Annotated in this window: 17 protein-coding genes; 2 read left to right on the forward strand and 15 right to left on the reverse strand. The window is 62.1% G+C overall.

Annotated features, from left to right (window positions below; translation table 11 throughout):
* Positions 1–66: 66 nt before the first annotated feature.
* The 10 genes from ACPJXG_RS22245 to rpsP form a co-directional block, all read right to left on the reverse strand.
* Entirely contained in the window at positions 67–1,542 is a 1,476-nt protein-coding gene (locus tag ACPJXG_RS22245) for a nitrilase-related carbon-nitrogen hydrolase (RefSeq protein WP_425252366.1), read from the reverse strand.
* On the reverse strand, positions 1,539–2,357 hold the full coding sequence (locus tag ACPJXG_RS22250; protein ID WP_425252367.1) for an AraC family transcriptional regulator: 819 nt from the start codon (positions 2,355–2,357) through the stop codon (positions 1,539–1,541). Before ACPJXG_RS22250 ends, ACPJXG_RS22245 begins: the two co-directional genes overlap by 4 nt.
* 78 nt (positions 2,358–2,435) lie before the next feature.
* Entirely contained in the window at positions 2,436–2,885 is a 450-nt protein-coding gene (locus tag ACPJXG_RS22255; RefSeq protein WP_425252368.1) for a CBS domain-containing protein, read from the reverse strand.
* Positions 2,886–2,966: 81 nt separating this feature from the next.
* Complete coding sequence (locus ACPJXG_RS22260; RefSeq protein WP_029496213.1) at positions 2,967–3,302, reverse strand: DUF3579 domain-containing protein; 336 nt, start codon at positions 3,300–3,302, stop codon at positions 2,967–2,969.
* 225 nt (positions 3,303–3,527) lie between these two features.
* A complete protein-coding gene (locus tag ACPJXG_RS22265) occupies positions 3,528–4,487 on the reverse strand; it encodes a CobD/CbiB family protein (RefSeq protein WP_035825418.1) in 960 nt (319 codons plus the stop codon).
* Between the two features lie 97 nt (positions 4,488–4,584).
* Positions 4,585–5,244 (reverse strand): CoA pyrophosphatase, encoded by a 660-nt coding sequence (locus ACPJXG_RS22270; RefSeq protein ID WP_219310933.1) that lies wholly within the window; start codon positions 5,242–5,244, stop codon positions 4,585–4,587.
* Between the two features lie 77 nt (positions 5,245–5,321).
* Positions 5,322–5,705, reverse strand: a complete 384-nt coding sequence (rplS, locus tag ACPJXG_RS22275; RefSeq protein WP_035825414.1) for a 50S ribosomal protein L19 — start codon at positions 5,703–5,705, stop codon at positions 5,322–5,324.
* A 131-nt stretch (positions 5,706–5,836) separates the two neighbouring features.
* Positions 5,837–6,583: a tRNA (guanosine(37)-N1)-methyltransferase TrmD gene (gene trmD / locus ACPJXG_RS22280; protein ID WP_034759865.1), complete on the reverse strand. Its 747-nt coding sequence runs from the start codon at positions 6,581–6,583 to the stop codon at positions 5,837–5,839.
* 50 nt (positions 6,584–6,633) lie between these two features.
* Positions 6,634–7,191 (reverse strand): ribosome maturation factor RimM, encoded by a 558-nt coding sequence (gene rimM / locus ACPJXG_RS22285; RefSeq protein WP_034759867.1) that lies wholly within the window; start codon positions 7,189–7,191, stop codon positions 6,634–6,636.
* Between the two features lie 13 nt (positions 7,192–7,204).
* Positions 7,205–7,456 (reverse strand): 30S ribosomal protein S16, encoded by a 252-nt coding sequence (gene rpsP / locus ACPJXG_RS22290; RefSeq protein WP_010395524.1) that lies wholly within the window; start codon positions 7,454–7,456, stop codon positions 7,205–7,207.
* Positions 7,457–7,733: 277 nt separating this feature from the next.
* Here rpsP and ACPJXG_RS22295 point away from each other — a divergent pair, with 277 nt between their 5' ends.
* Together ACPJXG_RS22295 and ACPJXG_RS22300 are read left to right on the forward strand one after the other, a co-directional pair.
* The gene (locus ACPJXG_RS22295; protein WP_425252369.1) at positions 7,734–8,168 is read left to right on the forward strand and encodes an NINE protein; all 435 of its coding nucleotides are present in this window, start codon (positions 7,734–7,736) and stop codon (positions 8,166–8,168) included.
* A 125-nt stretch (positions 8,169–8,293) separates the two neighbouring features.
* Positions 8,294–8,917: a glycine zipper 2TM domain-containing protein gene (locus ACPJXG_RS22300; RefSeq protein WP_099400850.1), complete on the forward strand. Its 624-nt coding sequence runs from the start codon at positions 8,294–8,296 to the stop codon at positions 8,915–8,917.
* A 139-nt stretch (positions 8,918–9,056) separates the two neighbouring features.
* Here the strand turns inward: ACPJXG_RS22300 and ACPJXG_RS22305 are convergent, their stop codons facing one another.
* The 5 genes from ACPJXG_RS22305 to alaS form a co-directional block, all read right to left on the reverse strand.
* On the reverse strand, positions 9,057–10,847 hold the full coding sequence (locus ACPJXG_RS22305; protein ID WP_425252370.1) for an acyl-CoA dehydrogenase: 1,791 nt from the start codon (positions 10,845–10,847) through the stop codon (positions 9,057–9,059).
* Positions 10,848–10,939: 92 nt separating this feature from the next.
* A complete protein-coding gene (locus ACPJXG_RS22310; RefSeq protein WP_086145064.1) occupies positions 10,940–11,872 on the reverse strand; it encodes an electron transfer flavoprotein subunit alpha/FixB family protein in 933 nt (310 codons plus the stop codon).
* A gap of 42 nt (positions 11,873–11,914) precedes the next feature.
* Positions 11,915–12,664 (reverse strand): electron transfer flavoprotein subunit beta/FixA family protein, encoded by a 750-nt coding sequence (locus tag ACPJXG_RS22315; RefSeq protein WP_034759884.1) that lies wholly within the window; start codon positions 12,662–12,664, stop codon positions 11,915–11,917.
* A gap of 243 nt (positions 12,665–12,907) precedes the next feature.
* A complete protein-coding gene (locus tag ACPJXG_RS22320; protein ID WP_010395510.1) occupies positions 12,908–13,135 on the reverse strand; it encodes a sulfurtransferase TusA family protein in 228 nt (75 codons plus the stop codon).
* A 237-nt stretch (positions 13,136–13,372) separates the two neighbouring features.
* The gene (alaS, locus tag ACPJXG_RS22325; protein ID WP_425252371.1) at positions 13,373–15,985 is read right to left on the reverse strand and encodes an alanine--tRNA ligase; all 2,613 of its coding nucleotides are present in this window, start codon (positions 15,983–15,985) and stop codon (positions 13,373–13,375) included.
* Positions 15,986–16,095: the final 110 nt, after the last annotated feature.

The raw sequence follows: 16,095 nt of genomic DNA on the forward strand, positions 1-16,095 counted from the left end.
CGCGGAATATAAAATAAGGCCGCGCAATACGGTTTTGCGCATCGCAGCAAAACGTGCCGTGATGCCTCAGGCAGCGGGCGCCGCGCGGTGGCCGATGCACAGCAAAATCACGCCCAGCGCCACGCACAGCCAGCCGAATAGCGGCCCCAGCCATCCAGCCCAAGTGGCAATAGATGGCGGCGCCGGCAGCGGCGCCAGCAAGGTGCTGCCCGGCATGGCGCTGCTGGCCCGTTCCGCCAGCACGCGGCCATACGCATCGCTGACCGTCAGCACGCCCTCGCGCGCCGCGCGCAGCACGGCGTAACCATTTTCCACGCCGCGCACGACCGTCATGCGCGCGCCCATCCAGGCGTCCAGCTGAAAATCCCAGGCCGGCACCAGCATCGCCCGCGCCCCGGCCGCGCCATACGCCTGCCCCAGGGAGGCAAAATGCATGTCCTTACAGATAGCCAAGCCCATGGCCTGCCCCGCCACCGGCTGCACGGCATACGCGCTGCCAGCAAGAAACTCGCGTTCGGGCGGCGCCAGATGCTGTTTCTGATAGCTGACGGGCGCGGCGCCATCGGGCGCGAACAACCAGGCCAGGTTGCGCCGGCCGGCGGCGTCCTGCACGCCGATCCCCACGGTGATCCACGCGCCCGTGCTACGCGCCAGTGCCTGGAAACGCTGCCGCACGGCGTCCGCCTGCACGGGGTCCAGCACGGCGATCTTTTCCGGCAGCAGCACCAGCGTGGCGCCCTGCCCGGCCAGCGCTTCGACGTGGCGCGCGTACTGGTCCCAGATGGCTTGCGCGCGTGCCGGCGGCGTGGCCGGGCCGATAAAGTCATCGATGGCCACCAGCCCCGCCAGCGGGCCGGTCGGCGCAGGGGCGCCGTGCACGCGCCAGGCGCCACCGGCCCACGCGGCCGCCAGCAGCAGCACGGCCGCGCCCGCCGCTGGCGCATACGCGCGGCCACCGGCCAGCAACAAGGCCAGCGCGGATGGCACCAGGCACAGCAAGAACAGCAGGCCAGGCATGCCCGCCAGGGCCGCCACCTGCAACACGGCAATATTATCCGCTTGCGAATACGCGAGGCTGCCCCAGTTACCGTCCGGCAGCAATGCGGCCATCAGGGCATCGACGGCGACCCACAGCACGGGATACGCCAGCACCGTCCAGGACGCACGGTAGCGCAGCACGAGGCGCCGCGTGGCCAGCACCACCAGCAGCCACAGCAGTGCCTTGACGGCGATCGCGGCCAGCACGGCCGACAAAGGCATCAGCAGGCGGAAATAGGCAAGGTTCGACGACAAGCCGAGCATGGCGGCCAGGAACGTCATCCAGGCCGCATCGCGGCGCGACGAGCGCAGGGCCAGCCACAGCACGGGCAGCGGCGCGCACCAGGCCAGCGGGCCCAGCGGCTGCGGTCCCAGCACCCAGTACAAAGGCAGGCCCGCCGCCAGCGCGGCGGCGATTTGCAACAGGCGCTGGCGCAGCGCGGTGCCGCCGGCAAACAGGGCCGGCGCAGACAAGGTATTGGGCAAGGTATTGAGCATGCTCATGCTTTCAAGGGGAGCCAGATTTCCACGCCGCCGATGCCGCTGGCGGGGTCGAACTGCTGGTCGTAGCGTTCAAAATCGGGCGCGTCGGCCACTTCCAGACCGGACTGGGGCAGCCACTCGTTCCACACCGTATGCCAGGTGGCGCGGATGGTGGAAATGTGGCCGCGGTGATGAAACACGGCATAGCGCCGCGGCGCGATACGCAGCCGCATCCAGCCCTCGGGGGCCTGGGAAAAGTCGCTCACCGGCATGGCGCACAGGTAATCGAAATTGCCCGCATCGTCATTGTTGCAGCACACGCCATACACCAGCTGGCCGGGCGCCGCATGGGGCAGGAAGCGCTGCCACAGGGCGGGGATGCCGGCAGCCGTTTCGGCGCGATAACGTTCGACGAGGCCGGCCAGCAGCAGGGCGGGACCCTGCTCGAAACGCGGCGCTTCCAGGGCCACACCAGGCGCCACATCCATTTTAATGGCGTCCACCAACGCAAGGTTGGCAACGTGGCGCTGGGCCCGCACCTTTTCCGGCGTGATCTGGAACTGGTCGCGGAAGGCCCGCGTAAATGCCTCATGGGAACTGTAGCCGGCCTGCAGCGCGACGGCGAGGATGTCTTGCGCGCCCTGCGCCAGCGCGCGGGCCGCCTCGCTGAGCCGGCGCGCCCGCACATAGCGCATCACGGAGTGGCCCGTGGCCAGGCCAAACGCGCGCGTCAGGTGGCACGGCGAGGCGCCGCCCACGTGGGCGATATCGCCGAGCGAAATATTTTGCGCATAATGCGATTCGATATACCAGAGTGCCTTGGCCAGAGTGTGCATGGACGCTTCCCGTTGAACGAGCAGCGACTGTAGCATTTTCAGGCAGGCGTGACTTGACCGGAATTGCGCAATACGGGCTTACTTTCTGGTGCGCTTTTCGTACACCAGCTGTCCGCTGCTGATACGGGCCAGCTCGGCCATCTCCTGGGCCAGGAAGGCCAGCAGGTCGTCGATGCTGACGACGCCGGAAAGCGCGCCCAGGCTGTTGACCACGGGCAGGCGTCGGATGCCGTTGACGCGCATGCGTTCGATGATGTCGTAGACGTCTTCGTCTTCGCTGGCCGTGAGCAGCTGCGCGCTCATGATGTCGCCCACCAGCAGGCTGGCGGGATCGAGGCCCAAGGCGATGACGGAAATGACGATGTCGCGGTCGGTGAGGATGCCGATGGGGACGCGCTCGCCGTTCGGCTGTTCGGCCACGATCAGGTCGCCCTCGTGGTGCTGGCGCATCAGCAGCGCCGCGTCTTGCACGCTGGTGTCACGCTGGCAATGGATGGTGTGCAGGGTACAGATGTCGCCGATGCGCATGTCGCCACTCCGTTTGAGGCAGAGTGTCCACGCTACGCCAGCCCGCCGTGGCGGGTTTGAGGCACATCAATGAAACGAGTCTTACTTTTCTTCGGGGGGCGGCAGGAAGCAGGCTTCGACGATTTGCAGGTCGTTATCCTTGGCAAATTCGCGCACGAAGTGAAACGCCATCGGCTCGATCTCGCGCAACTTCGTGTTGACCACCACCGATTTGACGCCATTGACGACGGTCGGGCGCACGTAGGGCGAATACTGGAGGTGCGCATTGCGCCCGCCACCTTCGGGATTGAAACAGGACATCACTCCACAAAGGCGCTCGGCCCAATCGCTGGGTCGGAATTGCTTGCCATTGCTGGTGAGACCAAGGATGAAGAACTCGTCTGAGAGTTCCCCTGTTTTTTGAGATAACTCGGCCATGTGGCTTGTCGGGACTGGATTGCGTGAATGGCCCCGGCGGGTAAGCCGGGCTGGTAGTTCAACTACGTTTGCTGCGGTAAGCCAGTATTATATCTTATAGAAGACTTGGGTTCTACCTCGATCTGCCCTGACGATGCAAACAGGGGCCGGCACGCCTAACGCGCCAGCCCCTATTTTAACCTTGTTCCACGCGCAAGGCGCATGGATGGCGCGTGTGCGCCCGCGTCAGCCGAGGAAAACGGCGCCCGACATCAACAGCAACAGCAGCATCCACAGCAGCAAGGCGCGCCAGACCAGGCCCACCGTGCTCTGCAAGGCGCGCGCGCCCGGCTCTTCGCCAGGCAGGATATCGCTTTCGCTGTCGCTGTCATCGACGGCCATGTCCGGCGTGACGAGCACGCGGGCCGCCGTTTCCGCTGGCGTGCCCAGGCGTACGCCCATGGCGCCGCCGCCGGCCGTCAGGATGATGCCGATGGCCTCGTCCTGCCAGCGCTGGGCGAAATTGCGCCAGGCATAGATGGCATCCTCGAAATTGCCGACCACGGCAAACGCCACGGCCGTCAGGCGCACGGGGATCCAGTCGATCCAGTAAAAGGCGCGCGCGGCGAACTGGCCGAACGCTTCATTGCGCATGTGCTCAGGCTCGTTCCAGGCGCGCGCCAGGTATTCGGCCACGCGGTACATCACGGCGCAGGCAGGACCCACCGGCATCAGGAACCAGAAGAACACGCCAAACACATTGCGGTGCGTCGTGATCAGGGCTTTTTCCACGGCGATGCGGGCGATCTCGCTCGCTTCCATGCCCACCGTGTCGAGTTTGGTCCACTCGCCGAGCAAGGTGCGCGCGGACGCTTCGTCGCCGGCGCTCAGGGCCAGCTGGATCGAGGTGAAATAATGGCTGTAGTGACGGAAGCCCAGGGTCAGGTAGACGATGAGGACGTTCCAGACGAAGGCCAGGGGGGTCAGCTGGTAATACCGCAAGAGCCAGTACACGCCTGCCGTCGGCACCATCAACGCGCCGATCATGAGGAACCAGCCCATGCGGCCATGGTTGGCGTGGCCGGCATTGAACCAGGTCTCCATGCGCATTGCCAGGCTCTTGATTTCGGCGTAGATCGGATTGTCCGCGCGCAAAGGTTTGAGCTGCTCGATCAGCAATGCGCAAAGTATGGAGAGAAATGTCATCAAACGTCCTTTTTGTCTTTTTCAGCAATACCGCAATGCCCGCTACGATAGCGCAGTGCCGTGCTGGAATCAAACTTATTACGTGCGCGGCATCATTTTACGCGCGCAAGAGGTGAAACAGATTGCGCAGCATGCCGGCGGTGGCGCCCCAAATATAGAAACGCTCGTAGGGCATGGCGTAGAACGAGCGCCGCCCGCCGGGCAATTCCACCGACAGGCGCTGATGGTTGAGGCCATCCATGAGGAAGGCCAGCGGCACTTCGAAAATTTCCGCCACTTCGGACGGGTCGGCGCGCAGCTCGAACGGCGGCGTCACCAGGCCCACCACGGGCGTGACCTGGTAGCCGGTGCCCGTCAGGTAGTCGGGCAGGCAGCCCAGCACTTCGATATGTTCGCGCGACAAGCCCACTTCTTCTTCCGTTTCGCGCAAGGCCGTGGCGACGGGCGACGCATCGAAGGCTTCGCTGCGCCCGCCGGGAAAGCTGACCTGGCCCGCATGGCTGCTCAGGTGGTCCGTGCGCATGGTCAGCAAGATGGTCAGGCCCTGTGGGCGCTGCACCAGCGGAATGAGCACGGCGGCGCGCACGGGCACGGCGCGGGCGGACAGAAAATCCTGGGTCATCTCGGGCTGCCAGTCAGGCTGTTCGGCCAGGCGCTGGCGCAGCCAGTCCGGCGTCAGGCGCACGGCGTCCAGCGCCGCTTCGCCGGCGATCGAATCGATGGCGAGTTGTTTTGGATCAAATGCGATAGTGGCCATGGCAGCTTGCCTCAACAGCAATTCAGAATAAAAAAAGGGCGCCGCGAGGCACCCTTTTCCCAACGCAGACGCTGATATTACGCGCTTGCTTTCGCCACAACGCGGCGATTTGGCAATTTTTCTTTGATACGCGCCGATTTACCCGAACGCTCACGCAGATAGTACAGCTTGGCGCGGCGAACGTCACCACGGCGTTTCACTTCGATCGAAGCGATCAGCGGCGAGTACAGTTGGAACGTACGCTCAACGCCTTCGCCGGACGAGATCTTGCGAACGATGAAGTTCGAGTTCAGGCCACGGTTACGACGGGAGATAACGACGCCTTCGTAAGCCTGGGCGCGCTTGCGCGTACCTTCGACTACGTTGACGCTGACGATAACGGTATCGCCTGGTGCGAAGTCAGGAATCGATTTACCCAGACGGGCGATCTCTTCTTGCTCTAATTGTTGAATCAAGTCCATTTTATAACTCCGAAAACCATCATGCCGGCGCACTGTGGATAGCAAGTATCCGCCCGGTAGAGGATGGGTATTACCAATTTGGGCAACATGCCCGGCACTACTGGCCACCCTGCCGGCCGTCCGGAGACGGCTTACAGGCTGGCCAAGAATTTTTCGTCGGTCTTGCTGAGCAAGCCGGCGGCGCGCGCACTGACCAGCAGGTCAGGCCGCTTTGTCGCGGTCGCTTCCAGCATGCGCTGGCGGCGCCACTTGACGATCTCGGCATGATTGCCACCCATCAAGACGGGCGGTACGGCCATGCCTTCGTATGTTTCCGGCCGCGTGTAGTGCGGCGAATCGAGCAAGCCATTGACGAAACTGTCCTCGATGGCCGATGCCTCGGTGTTCAAGACACCCGGCAACAAGCGGATCACCGCATCCATCAGCGCCATGGCAGGCAATTCACCGCCCGACAACACGAAGTCGCCGACGCTGATTTCCTCGTCGACGCAACGGTCCAGCAAACGCTGATCCACGGCTTCGTAGCGGCCACACAGGATCACCAAACCAGGTTCGGCTTTCAGCTGCGTGACGCGCTCGTGCGTCAACGGACGGCCTTGCGGCGACATGAACACCACGCGGGGCGCCGCCAGTCCCAATGCGGTCTGGCGTTGCTTCGCGGCATTGATTGTCGCTTCGAGGGGACGGGCCATCATCACCATGCCGGGGCCGCCGCCATACGGGCGGTCATCCACGGTACGGTGATTGTCGGTGGTGAAATCACGGGGATTCCACAGCGACAAGCCACATTTCCCCTGCTCGAAGGCGCGCCGGGTCACACCCGACTGCGTCAGCGCGGCAAACATTTCCGGGAAAAGGGTCACGACATCAAATTGCATCGCTCACCATCCTGCAACGTTTGCCCGGCGCATTGTTAAGCGCAGGCGGTTTAATAATCGAGGCCCCAGTCGACCGTGATCTTGCTGGCAGCCTTGTCAACGTTAATGACAAACTGGCCAACAAACGGGATCAGGCGCTCAGGCGCCTTTTCAACGGTCTCATCGGCAGTGGCGACGGGCGTAACGCGCAAGATCGACTGCGGACCATTGCTCATCATGTCGTGCACTGTGCCGAGGCACTCGCCTTGCAAATTCTCGACTGTCAGTCCGATCAGATCGGACCAATAAAATTCATCGGCCGTCAGCGTCGGGAAATGGCTACGCGGAATTTGCACAGAGACGCCTTTCAGCGCTTCTGCGGCATCCCGCCCGACCACACCCACCAGCTGGGCCACGACGTCGCCGCCGTGTAACTTCGCTTGCCTGACTTGAACATCATGCAAGGTCGGTTTATCAAACCACCAGGTTTTGACGCTTAATAATGCATCCGCGTCGTCGGAGAAAGGAGTGATCCTGACTCCGCCAGCAATGCCATAAGCACCGGAGACATAGCCTACCTGTACCAGGTCATCGGGGACTTTCACCCCGGATGCAGTCTTGACCGTCAAACCAGTGATCTAATTAAGCTGCTGCTTTGTTGTTGCTAGCTACCAGGCGAGCAACGGTTGGCGACAATTGTGCGCCAACGCCTTGCCAGTAGGCCAGACGGTCTGCGGTGATACGCAGTGGAACTTCGCCACCTTGCGCCATCGGGTTGTAAAAACCGATACGCTCAATGAAGCGACCATCGCGGCGATTGCGCGAATCAGTAGCGACGATGTTGAAGAACGGGCGCTTCTTGGCGCCTCCACGAGCTAAACGAATAACGACCATAATATTTCCAAAAAGTGTGCTGAGGCGGAAAAAGCCGCAAATTATAGCGCGCTTTACCGCCAGGCAGCAAGCGTTATGATGACGGGCGTGTAATTTGGGCTAATCAAACATTATGACCAGTCATGGCCGAAGACGCAATAGGCGCGTGCGTCTATCGTGCCGGCCATGGCTTGGCATCAGGCGAAATCATTACATAAACGCCACAGGAAAGTGCTATCGTTGTGCGAGACAATGACCGATACTGGCAATCTTTACCGATGAGCAACTCTGGAGTCCCATGACCACCGCTACCATTTTGCAACAGTCGCACAAGAACAAGGCCTTCACGGCACTGCTGGCCTTCCTGCTGGGCATGCTGGGCGCCCACCGCTTCTACCTGCATGGCGCCAAGGACCGCTGGGGATGGCTACACCTGGCCGCCCTGCCCGCCAGCTTGCTGCTGCGCCAGCTGTTTCCCGACGCGGACTGGTTTTATCAGATATTGCCGCTGACCCTGTCCGCCCTGGCCGGCTTCCTGCAAGCGCTGGTGCTGGGCCTGATGCCGGACGACAAATGGGATGCGCGCTACAACGCCGCCTCCGGCCGTCCGTCGGACACGGGCTGGCCCCTGGCCGTCGTGCTGGTCGCTACCTTGATGCTAGGCGCGGGCGTGCTGATCGCCACCATGGCACGCCTGTTCGACTTGCTGTACACAGGCGGCGCCTACGGTTAATTTCCGCACGGAAACCAGCTCGACTCGCCCACATGTAAGTGTTGGTAAGCAATCATGATTTTCCTCTATACTGCATTCACAATGCCGACATTACTGGCACATTTAACACCCCCTAGGAGAAGATCATGATTCGTCGCCCACTCATCCTCGCAGTCGCCATCACGGCCCTGTTCAGCACTTCCGCCTTCGCGCAAAACCTGTCGCCGAAGGCGCAATACGCCTACGACACGAAGCAAGCCAGCACCCGCTATGCGGACGACAAAAAACTGTGTGCAGAAGAAAGCAGCTCGAAAGCCCGCATGCAATGCCTGCGCGACGCCAAGGGCGAATACGACCAGGCCATCATCAACGCCAAGGCCGCGCAAAAGGCCGGCAACTCGTACGCAGGCCAGAACAGCAAGCCAGCTCAGCAGATCTGCGCCGATTGCGGCAAGGTGCTGGCAGTCAACGTTACTGAAAAAGCCGGTGAAGGCGGCGCGCTGGGCATGATCGGCGGCGGCGTGGCCGGCGCCCTGCTGGGCCGCCAGGTCGGCGGCGGACGCGGCAAGGATCTGGCCACCCTGGCCGGCGCCGCAGGCGGCGCTTTCGCGGGCAAGCAAGTCGAAGGCCACATGAAAAACAGCAAGGTGTGGACCGTCACCGTGCAATACGAAACGGGCGCCAAGGCTGACTTCGCTTTTGACCAGGATCCTGGATTGGCTGCTGGCGACCTGGTGCGCAATTCAGGTAATGGTATTGCCAGAAGGTAAGCTGAACCCAAGAGCAAGGACTGGGGTCGGACCCTCAGGGTCCGACCCCGGCACTTACGTTTGGGGTTAAAAAAAGCGCTGGAGAGTGATCTCCAGCGCTTTTTTGCATTCAGCCAGCTTCGGCTGGCCAAGTTTCAACTTAAAACTGCTCCTCCGACAGCGCCATCACGCCGGCGCTGCCGTCGATGATGGTGGCGCGCAGTCCTGGCGCTTGCGACAGGATGTGGTCGGCAAAGAAGCGCGCCGTGGCGATTTTTGCCTTGTAGAACGAAGCGTCGCCGCTGCCTTCTCCCAGCCTTTGCTGCGCCACCACAGCCGCGCGCGCCATTTGCCAGCCGCCCAGCACGATGCCGGCCAGCTTCAGATACGGCACACTGCCTGCGAACACGGCCTTGATGTCCGTCTTCATGTTCGCCACCACATACTCAACTACCGCTTCGAGCGCGGCGCTGCCTTCGGCCAGGTGGCGCTGCATGGCCTGGAAGTCGGCACCGGTCAGTTCGCCCAGCTGGGCCTCCGTGGCGCGCACCTGGGCGATGATGGCTTTCGCCACGGCACCGCCGTCGCGCACCGTCTTGCGGCCCACGAGGTCGTTGGCCTGGATGGCCGTCGTGCCTTCGTAGATGGTCAAGATTTTGGCGTCGCGGTAATGCTGGGCGGCGCCCGTTTCTTCAATAAAACCCATGCCGCCATGCACTTGCACGCCGTCGCGCGTGACGTCCTGCGACATTTCCGTGGCCCAGCCCTTGATCACGGGCACCAGGTATTCATAGGTCGCCAGGCTTTCCGCGCGCACGTCCGCGTCCGGATGGTGGTGCGCCACGTCGCTGATGGCCGCGCCCACGTAAGCCAGCGCGCGCGCCGCCTCCGTTTGCGAGCGCATCGACATCAGCATGCGGCGCACGTCCGGATGGTGGATGATGGAGACCGGGCCTGGCGAGCCCGCCAGGTCGCGCGACTGCACGCGGTCCTTGGCGAACGCCACGGCCTGCTGGTAGGCGCGCTCGGCCAGGCCGATGCCTTGCAAGCCGACGCCGAAGCGGGCCGCGTTCATCATGATGAACATGTATTCGAGACCGCGGTTTTCCTCGCCCACCAGGGTGCCGATGGCGCCGCCGTGGTCGCCGAACTGCAGCACCGCCGTCGGGCTGGCCTTGATGCCCAGCTTGTGCTCGATCGAGACGCAGTGCGCGTCGTTGCGCGCGCCCAGGCTGCCATCCGCGTTGACGAGGAATTTCGGCACGATGAACAGGGAAATCCCTTTCACGCCGGCGGGCGCGTCCGGCGTGCGGGCCAGCACCAGGTGGACGATGTTTTCCGCCATGTCGTGTTCGCCGTACGTGATGAAAATCTTCGTGCCGAACACTTTATAGGTGCCATCTTCCTGCGGCACGGCGCGCGTGCGCACGGCGGCCAGGTCGGAACCGGCCTGCGGCTCCGTCAGATTCATGGTGCCCGTCCATTTGCCGGATACCAGGTTTTCCAGGTAGACAGCCTTTTGCTCGTCGCTGCCAGCCGTCAGCAACGCTTCGATGGCGCCGTCCGACAGCAGAGCCACGAGGGCGAACGAGATGCTGGCCGAGTTGAGCATTTCAATGCAGGGCGTGGCCAAGAGCTTGGGCAAGCCCTGGCCGCCAAATTCCGTCGGATGCTGCACGCCCTGCCAGCCCGCTTCGCCATAGGCCTTGAATGCTTCCTTGAAGCCTTTCGAGGTAGTCACTTGCCCGTCGTGCCAGAAGCTCGGCTCCTTGTCGCTGGGGCCGTTCAAGGGGGCCACCACGCCGCCGCAGAACTTGGCGTTCTCTTCCAGCACGGCTTCGGCCGTGTCGGGCGTCGCGTCTTCGCAGCCAGGTAGCGTGTGGATTTCGGCCAGGCCGGCCAGTTCGTTCATCACGAACAACATGTCTTTCAGCGGGGCTTGATAGCTCATCTTCTTTTCTCCAAGAAAAAAGCCACGCGCGGCTCGCCGTGTGGGGCGGGCCGGCGTGGCTTTGTCAATAACAAAACCGGAAGGGGTGTGACTTAACCCAGTTCTTTGACCAGTTGCGGCACGATCTCGAACAGATCGCCCACGATGCCGTAGTCGGCCACGGCAAAGATCGGCGCTTCCGGATCCTTGTTGATGGCGACGATGGTTTTCGAGTCTTTCATGCCGGCCAGATGCTGGATCGCGCCCGAGATGCCGACGGCGATGTACAGCGATGGCGCGACGATCTTGCCCGTCTGGCCCACTTGCCAGTCGTTCGGCACGAAGCCGGCGTCGACGGCGGCGCGCGACGCACCCATGGCGGCGCCCAGCTTGTCGGCCAGCGGTTCCAGGATGTGGAAGTTCTCGGCCGAACCCATGCCACGGCCGCCCGACACGATGATTTTCGCGGCGGTCAGTTCAGGACGGTCGGACTTGGCCAGTTCGCGGCCCACGAAGGCCGATTTGCCATTGTCGGCAACGGCGGCGACGGTTTCCGTGGCAGCCGAACCGCCGGTGGCGGCAGCGGCGTCGAAACCGGTGGTGCGCACGGTGATGACCTTGACCTTGTCGCCAGATTGCACGGTGGCAATCGCGTTACCGGCGTAGATCGGGCGCTCGAAGGTGTCAGGGGAATCGACCTTGGTGATTTCCGAGATTTGCGCCACGTCCAGCTTGGCAGCCACGCGTGGCAGGATGTTCTTGCCGTAGGCGGTGGCTGGCGCCAGGATGTGGCTGTAGTTGCCGGCGATGGCCAGCACTTGCTCGGCCACGTTTTCGGCCAGGCCGTCGGCAAAATATGGCGCGTCGGCCACGATGACTTTCGTCACGCCGGCGATTTGCGCGGCGGCAGCAGCGGCGGCCGATGCGTTCGAACCTGCGACCAGTACGTGCACGTCGCCGCCGCACTGGGCAGCCGCGGTCACGGTGTGGTGGGTGCTGCCCTTTAAGGTAGCGTTGTCGTGTTCAGCAATAACTAATGCGACCATGATGTGTCCTGTAATTGTTCTGGATAAACGGCGAGGCCGCGCTTAGATGACTTTGGCTTCGGTACGCAGCTTGGCGACCAGCGTAGCGACGTCCGGGACCTTGATGCCGGCCGAGCGCTTGGCTGGCTCGACGACTTTCAGGGTCTTCAGGCGTGGCGCAACATCGACGCCCAGGTCTTCCGGCTTGACGGTCTCGAGCGGCTTTTTCTTTGCCTTCATGATGTTCGGCAAGGTCACATAGCGTGGCTCGTTCAAGCGCAGGTCGGTGGTGATGATCGCCGGCAAGGTCAATGCCAGGGTTTCCAGGCCGCCGTCGACTTCGCGGGTGACGGTGACTTTGCCGTCTTCCAGCACGACTTTCGAGGCGAACGTGGCTTGCGGCCAACCCAGCAGGGCAGCGAGCATCTGGCCGGTCTGGTTGCTGTCGTCATCGATGGCTTGCTTGCCCAGGATGATCAGTTGCGGCTGTTCTTTCTCGGCCAGGGATTTCACCAGCTTGGCCACGGCCAGCGGTTCCAGTTCGGTCGTCGTTTCCACCAGGATGCCGCGGTCGGCGCCGATGGCCATGGCCGTGCGCAGGGTTTCCTGGCACTGCGTCACGCCGCAGGAGATGGCGACCACTTCAGTGACCTTGCCAGCTTCTTTCAGGCGCATCGCTTCTTCCAGCGCGATCTCATCGAAAGGGTTCATCGACATTTTGACGTTGGCGGTATCGACGCCAGTGCCGTCACTCTTGACGCGGACTTTGACGTTATAGTCGACCACGCGTTTGACGGGTACCAAGACTTTCATAGCTATGCCTTTGGGAAATTATAAAAATGACGGATCAAGTGCTGATTGTGCGTTCGATTATAAGAGAAATTTGAATCTTGAACCGAATTTAAGCACGATCGTGCGATTTTTTGTTAGAGCAATCCATCTAAACTGTCCAGCTTCGGGGATTTCAGGGGTGTCCGCCGCTACGCTGCAGGGCAGCAAAAGGGCTGGCTCGGGAAGGAAAACCAGGCCGCGCCACGGCGGCCCCGGCTGGCAGAATTATTTGCGTTGCATCAGGAAGACGAATTCGGTACCCGTCTGCACATGCGACAGCAGGGCATTGCCCGTTTGCTTGGCGAAAGCCTGGAAGTCGCGCACGGAACCGGGATCGGTTGCCATGATGCGCAGCACTTCCCCGCTCTGCAGCTCTGACAAAGCCTTTTTCGCCTTCAGAATCGGCAAGGGGCAATTCAAGCCCCGCGCGTCGAGTTCTTTGTGAAATTCCATAATCTCGGTATCAAGTAGTGTGTCGCTCATCATCAATATCCCACCATTGTTTTGTTGTACTGATTTTCGACATACTACTCTAAATCAGGGGCATTGACGCGCTGCACCAAAATAGTTCATCGGCTGTTGTGGTGTCACAACGAGATTCCACACGGCAAAACGGCCCGCAAACACCGTCTGCGGGCCGTTTTCAAGGGGCTGTGGGGCGAAAACCCCGCATGCCCTCTAGCTTACGCCTTATTTCACGCGCTCGCCGACCCAGGCCGGCACGCCTGCCAGAGCATTCGCCAAACCGCTAGCATCGGTACCGCCGGCCTGCGCCATATCGGGGCGTCCGCCGCCTTTTCCGCCCACTTGCTGTGCAACGAAGTTCACCAGCTCGCCCGCCTTGACCTTGGAAGTCGCGTCCGCCGTCACGCCGGCGATCAGGCTGACCTTGCCGTCCGCCACGCTGGCCAGCACGATGGCGGCCGTTTTCAGCTTGTCCTTCAGCTTGTCCATGGTTTCGCGCAGACGGGCCACGTCGGCGCCGTCCAGCACGGCCGCGAGCACCTTGATGCCGTTGACATCGACGGCTTGCGTGACCAGTTCATCGCCCTGGCCCGAGGCCAGTTTCGATTTCAGCGCGGCCAGTTCCTTCTCCAGCGCCTTCACATGATCCTGCACCTGGCCGATGCGGGCAGTCAGTTCTTCCGGCTGCGCCTTCAAGGCGTTGGCCGCTTCGACCAGGCGGCGGTTGATGGTTTGCACCAGCGCCAGCGCGCCCTCACCCGTCACGGCTTCGACGCGGCGGATGCCGGCGGCAACACCGCTTTCGCCGATGATCTTGAACAGGCCGATGTCGCCCGTGCGCTGCACGTGGACGCCGCCGCACAGCTCTTTCGAGCTGCCGATATCGAGCACGCGCACTTCGTCGCCGTATTTCTCGCCGAACAAGGCCATTGCGCCATGCTTGACGGCATCGTCAAACGACATCAGATGCGCTTGCGTGGCGCGGTTTTCCAGGATCTCTTTGTTGACGATGGTTTCCACGGCGGCGATCTGCTCGGCAGTCATCGGCGCATTGTGGCTGAAGTCGAAACGGGTTTTGTCCGGGTCGACCAGCGAACCCTTTTGCGCCACGTGGCTGCCCAGCACTTCGCGCAAGGCCTTGTGCATCAAGTGCGTGGCCGAGTGGTTGCGGATTGTGCGCGCGCGCTTGGCCGTGTCGACCTGCGCCGAGACGGCGTCGCCCACTTTCAACACGCCCGACTCGAGCACGCCGTGGTGGCCAAACACGTCAGCCTGAATTTTCAGCGTGTCGCTAACGGCAAAGCTGCCGGCGCCCGAGGCGATCACGCCCTGGTCGCCCACCTGGCCGCCCGATTCCGCGTAGAACGGCGTCGTGTCGAGCACGACGATGCCATCCTGGCCCGCCTTCAGTTCCGTGACCTGCGTGCCGGCCGCGTACAGCGCGACGACCTTGCCGCTGAACGTCAATTGATCGTAGCCGACGAATTTGTTTTTCTCGCCCGTGTACTCGACCTTGCTGTCCTTGTGCGTCTTGCCGCCCTTGCGCGACAGTTCCTGGCTTTCCTTCAGTGCCGCATCGTAGCCGGCCTGGTCGAACGTGATGTTGCGTTCGCGGCAGATGTCGGCCGTCAGGTCTGGCGGGAAGCCGTAGGTTTCGTACAAAGTAAAAGCGGTAGCGCCGTCGATGCCGGTCGCATCCTTGGCCAGCTGCGCTTCCAGCACTTTCATGCCCGTTTCCAGGGTTTCGCCGAAACGTTCTTCCTCGGCTTTGAGCATGTTGGCGACGTTGTCTTTCGCTTCTTCCAGCTCCGGATAGGCGCCGCCCATCTCGATGGCGAGGTCAGCCACCAGCTTGTAGAAGAACGGCTTCGTCTGGCCCAGCTTGTGGCCATGGCGCAAGGCGCGGCGGATGATGCGGCGCAAGACGTACGCGCGGCCTTCGCTGCCCGGAATGATGCCGTCGACGATCATGAAGGCGGCGGCGCGGATGTGGTCGGCGATCACGCGCAGCGACTTGTTTTCCAGGTCCGTGGCGCCCGTTTCGCGCGCGGCAGCCTTGATCAGGTGCTGGAACAGGTCGATTTCATAGTTCGAATGCACGTGCTGCAGCACGGCGGCCAGGCGCTCCATGCCCATGCCCGTGTCGACGCATGGCTTCGGCAACTTGTGCATGACGCCCGCTTCGTCGCGGTTGAACTGCATGAACACCAGATTCCAGATTTCAATGAAGCGGTCGCCATCTTCGTCAGGCGAACCCGGCGGGCCGCCAGGAATGTCGGCGCCGTGGTCGTAGAAGATTTCCGTGCACGGACCGCATGGGCCCGTGTCCGCCATCTGCCAGAAATTGTCCGACGCGTAGCGCGAGCCCTTGTTGTCGCCGATGCGGATGATGCGCTCGACGGGCACGCCAATTTCCTTGGCCCAGATATCGTACGCTTCGTCATCTTCGATGTAGACGGTGACGGTCAGCTTGTCGGCCGGCAAGCCATATACCTTGGTCAGCAGTTCCCACGCGTATTGAATCGCGTCGCGCTTGAAATAGTCGCCGAAGCTGAAGTTGCCCAGCATTTCAAAGAAGGTATGGTGGCGCGCCGTGTAGCCGACGTTTTCCAGATCGTTGTGCTTGCCGCCGGCGCGCACGCAGCGCTGCACCGAGGTGGCGCGCGTGTAGGGACGGCTGTCCGTGCCCGTAAACACATCCTTGAATTGCACCATGCCGCTGTTCGTCAACAGCAAGGTCGGATCGTTGCCTGGCACCAGGGAGCTGGAACGGACGATGGAATGGCCCTTGGACTCGAAAAATTTGAGGAACTTGTCGCGGATTTCAGTTGATTTCATGTTTTTTTGGCAAAGAGTGGCGGCAGCTTTAAAGGGAAGATTATACGTGATCTAGGTACGGGAATTGGCGCCGGGCAGGCAGCATTGTTGCAAGCCTGCCCATGGATGCC

Source organism: Janthinobacterium sp. NFX145, from assembly GCF_049810325.1.
Lineage (GTDB): Bacteria > Pseudomonadota > Gammaproteobacteria > Burkholderiales > Burkholderiaceae_D > Janthinobacterium > Janthinobacterium rivuli.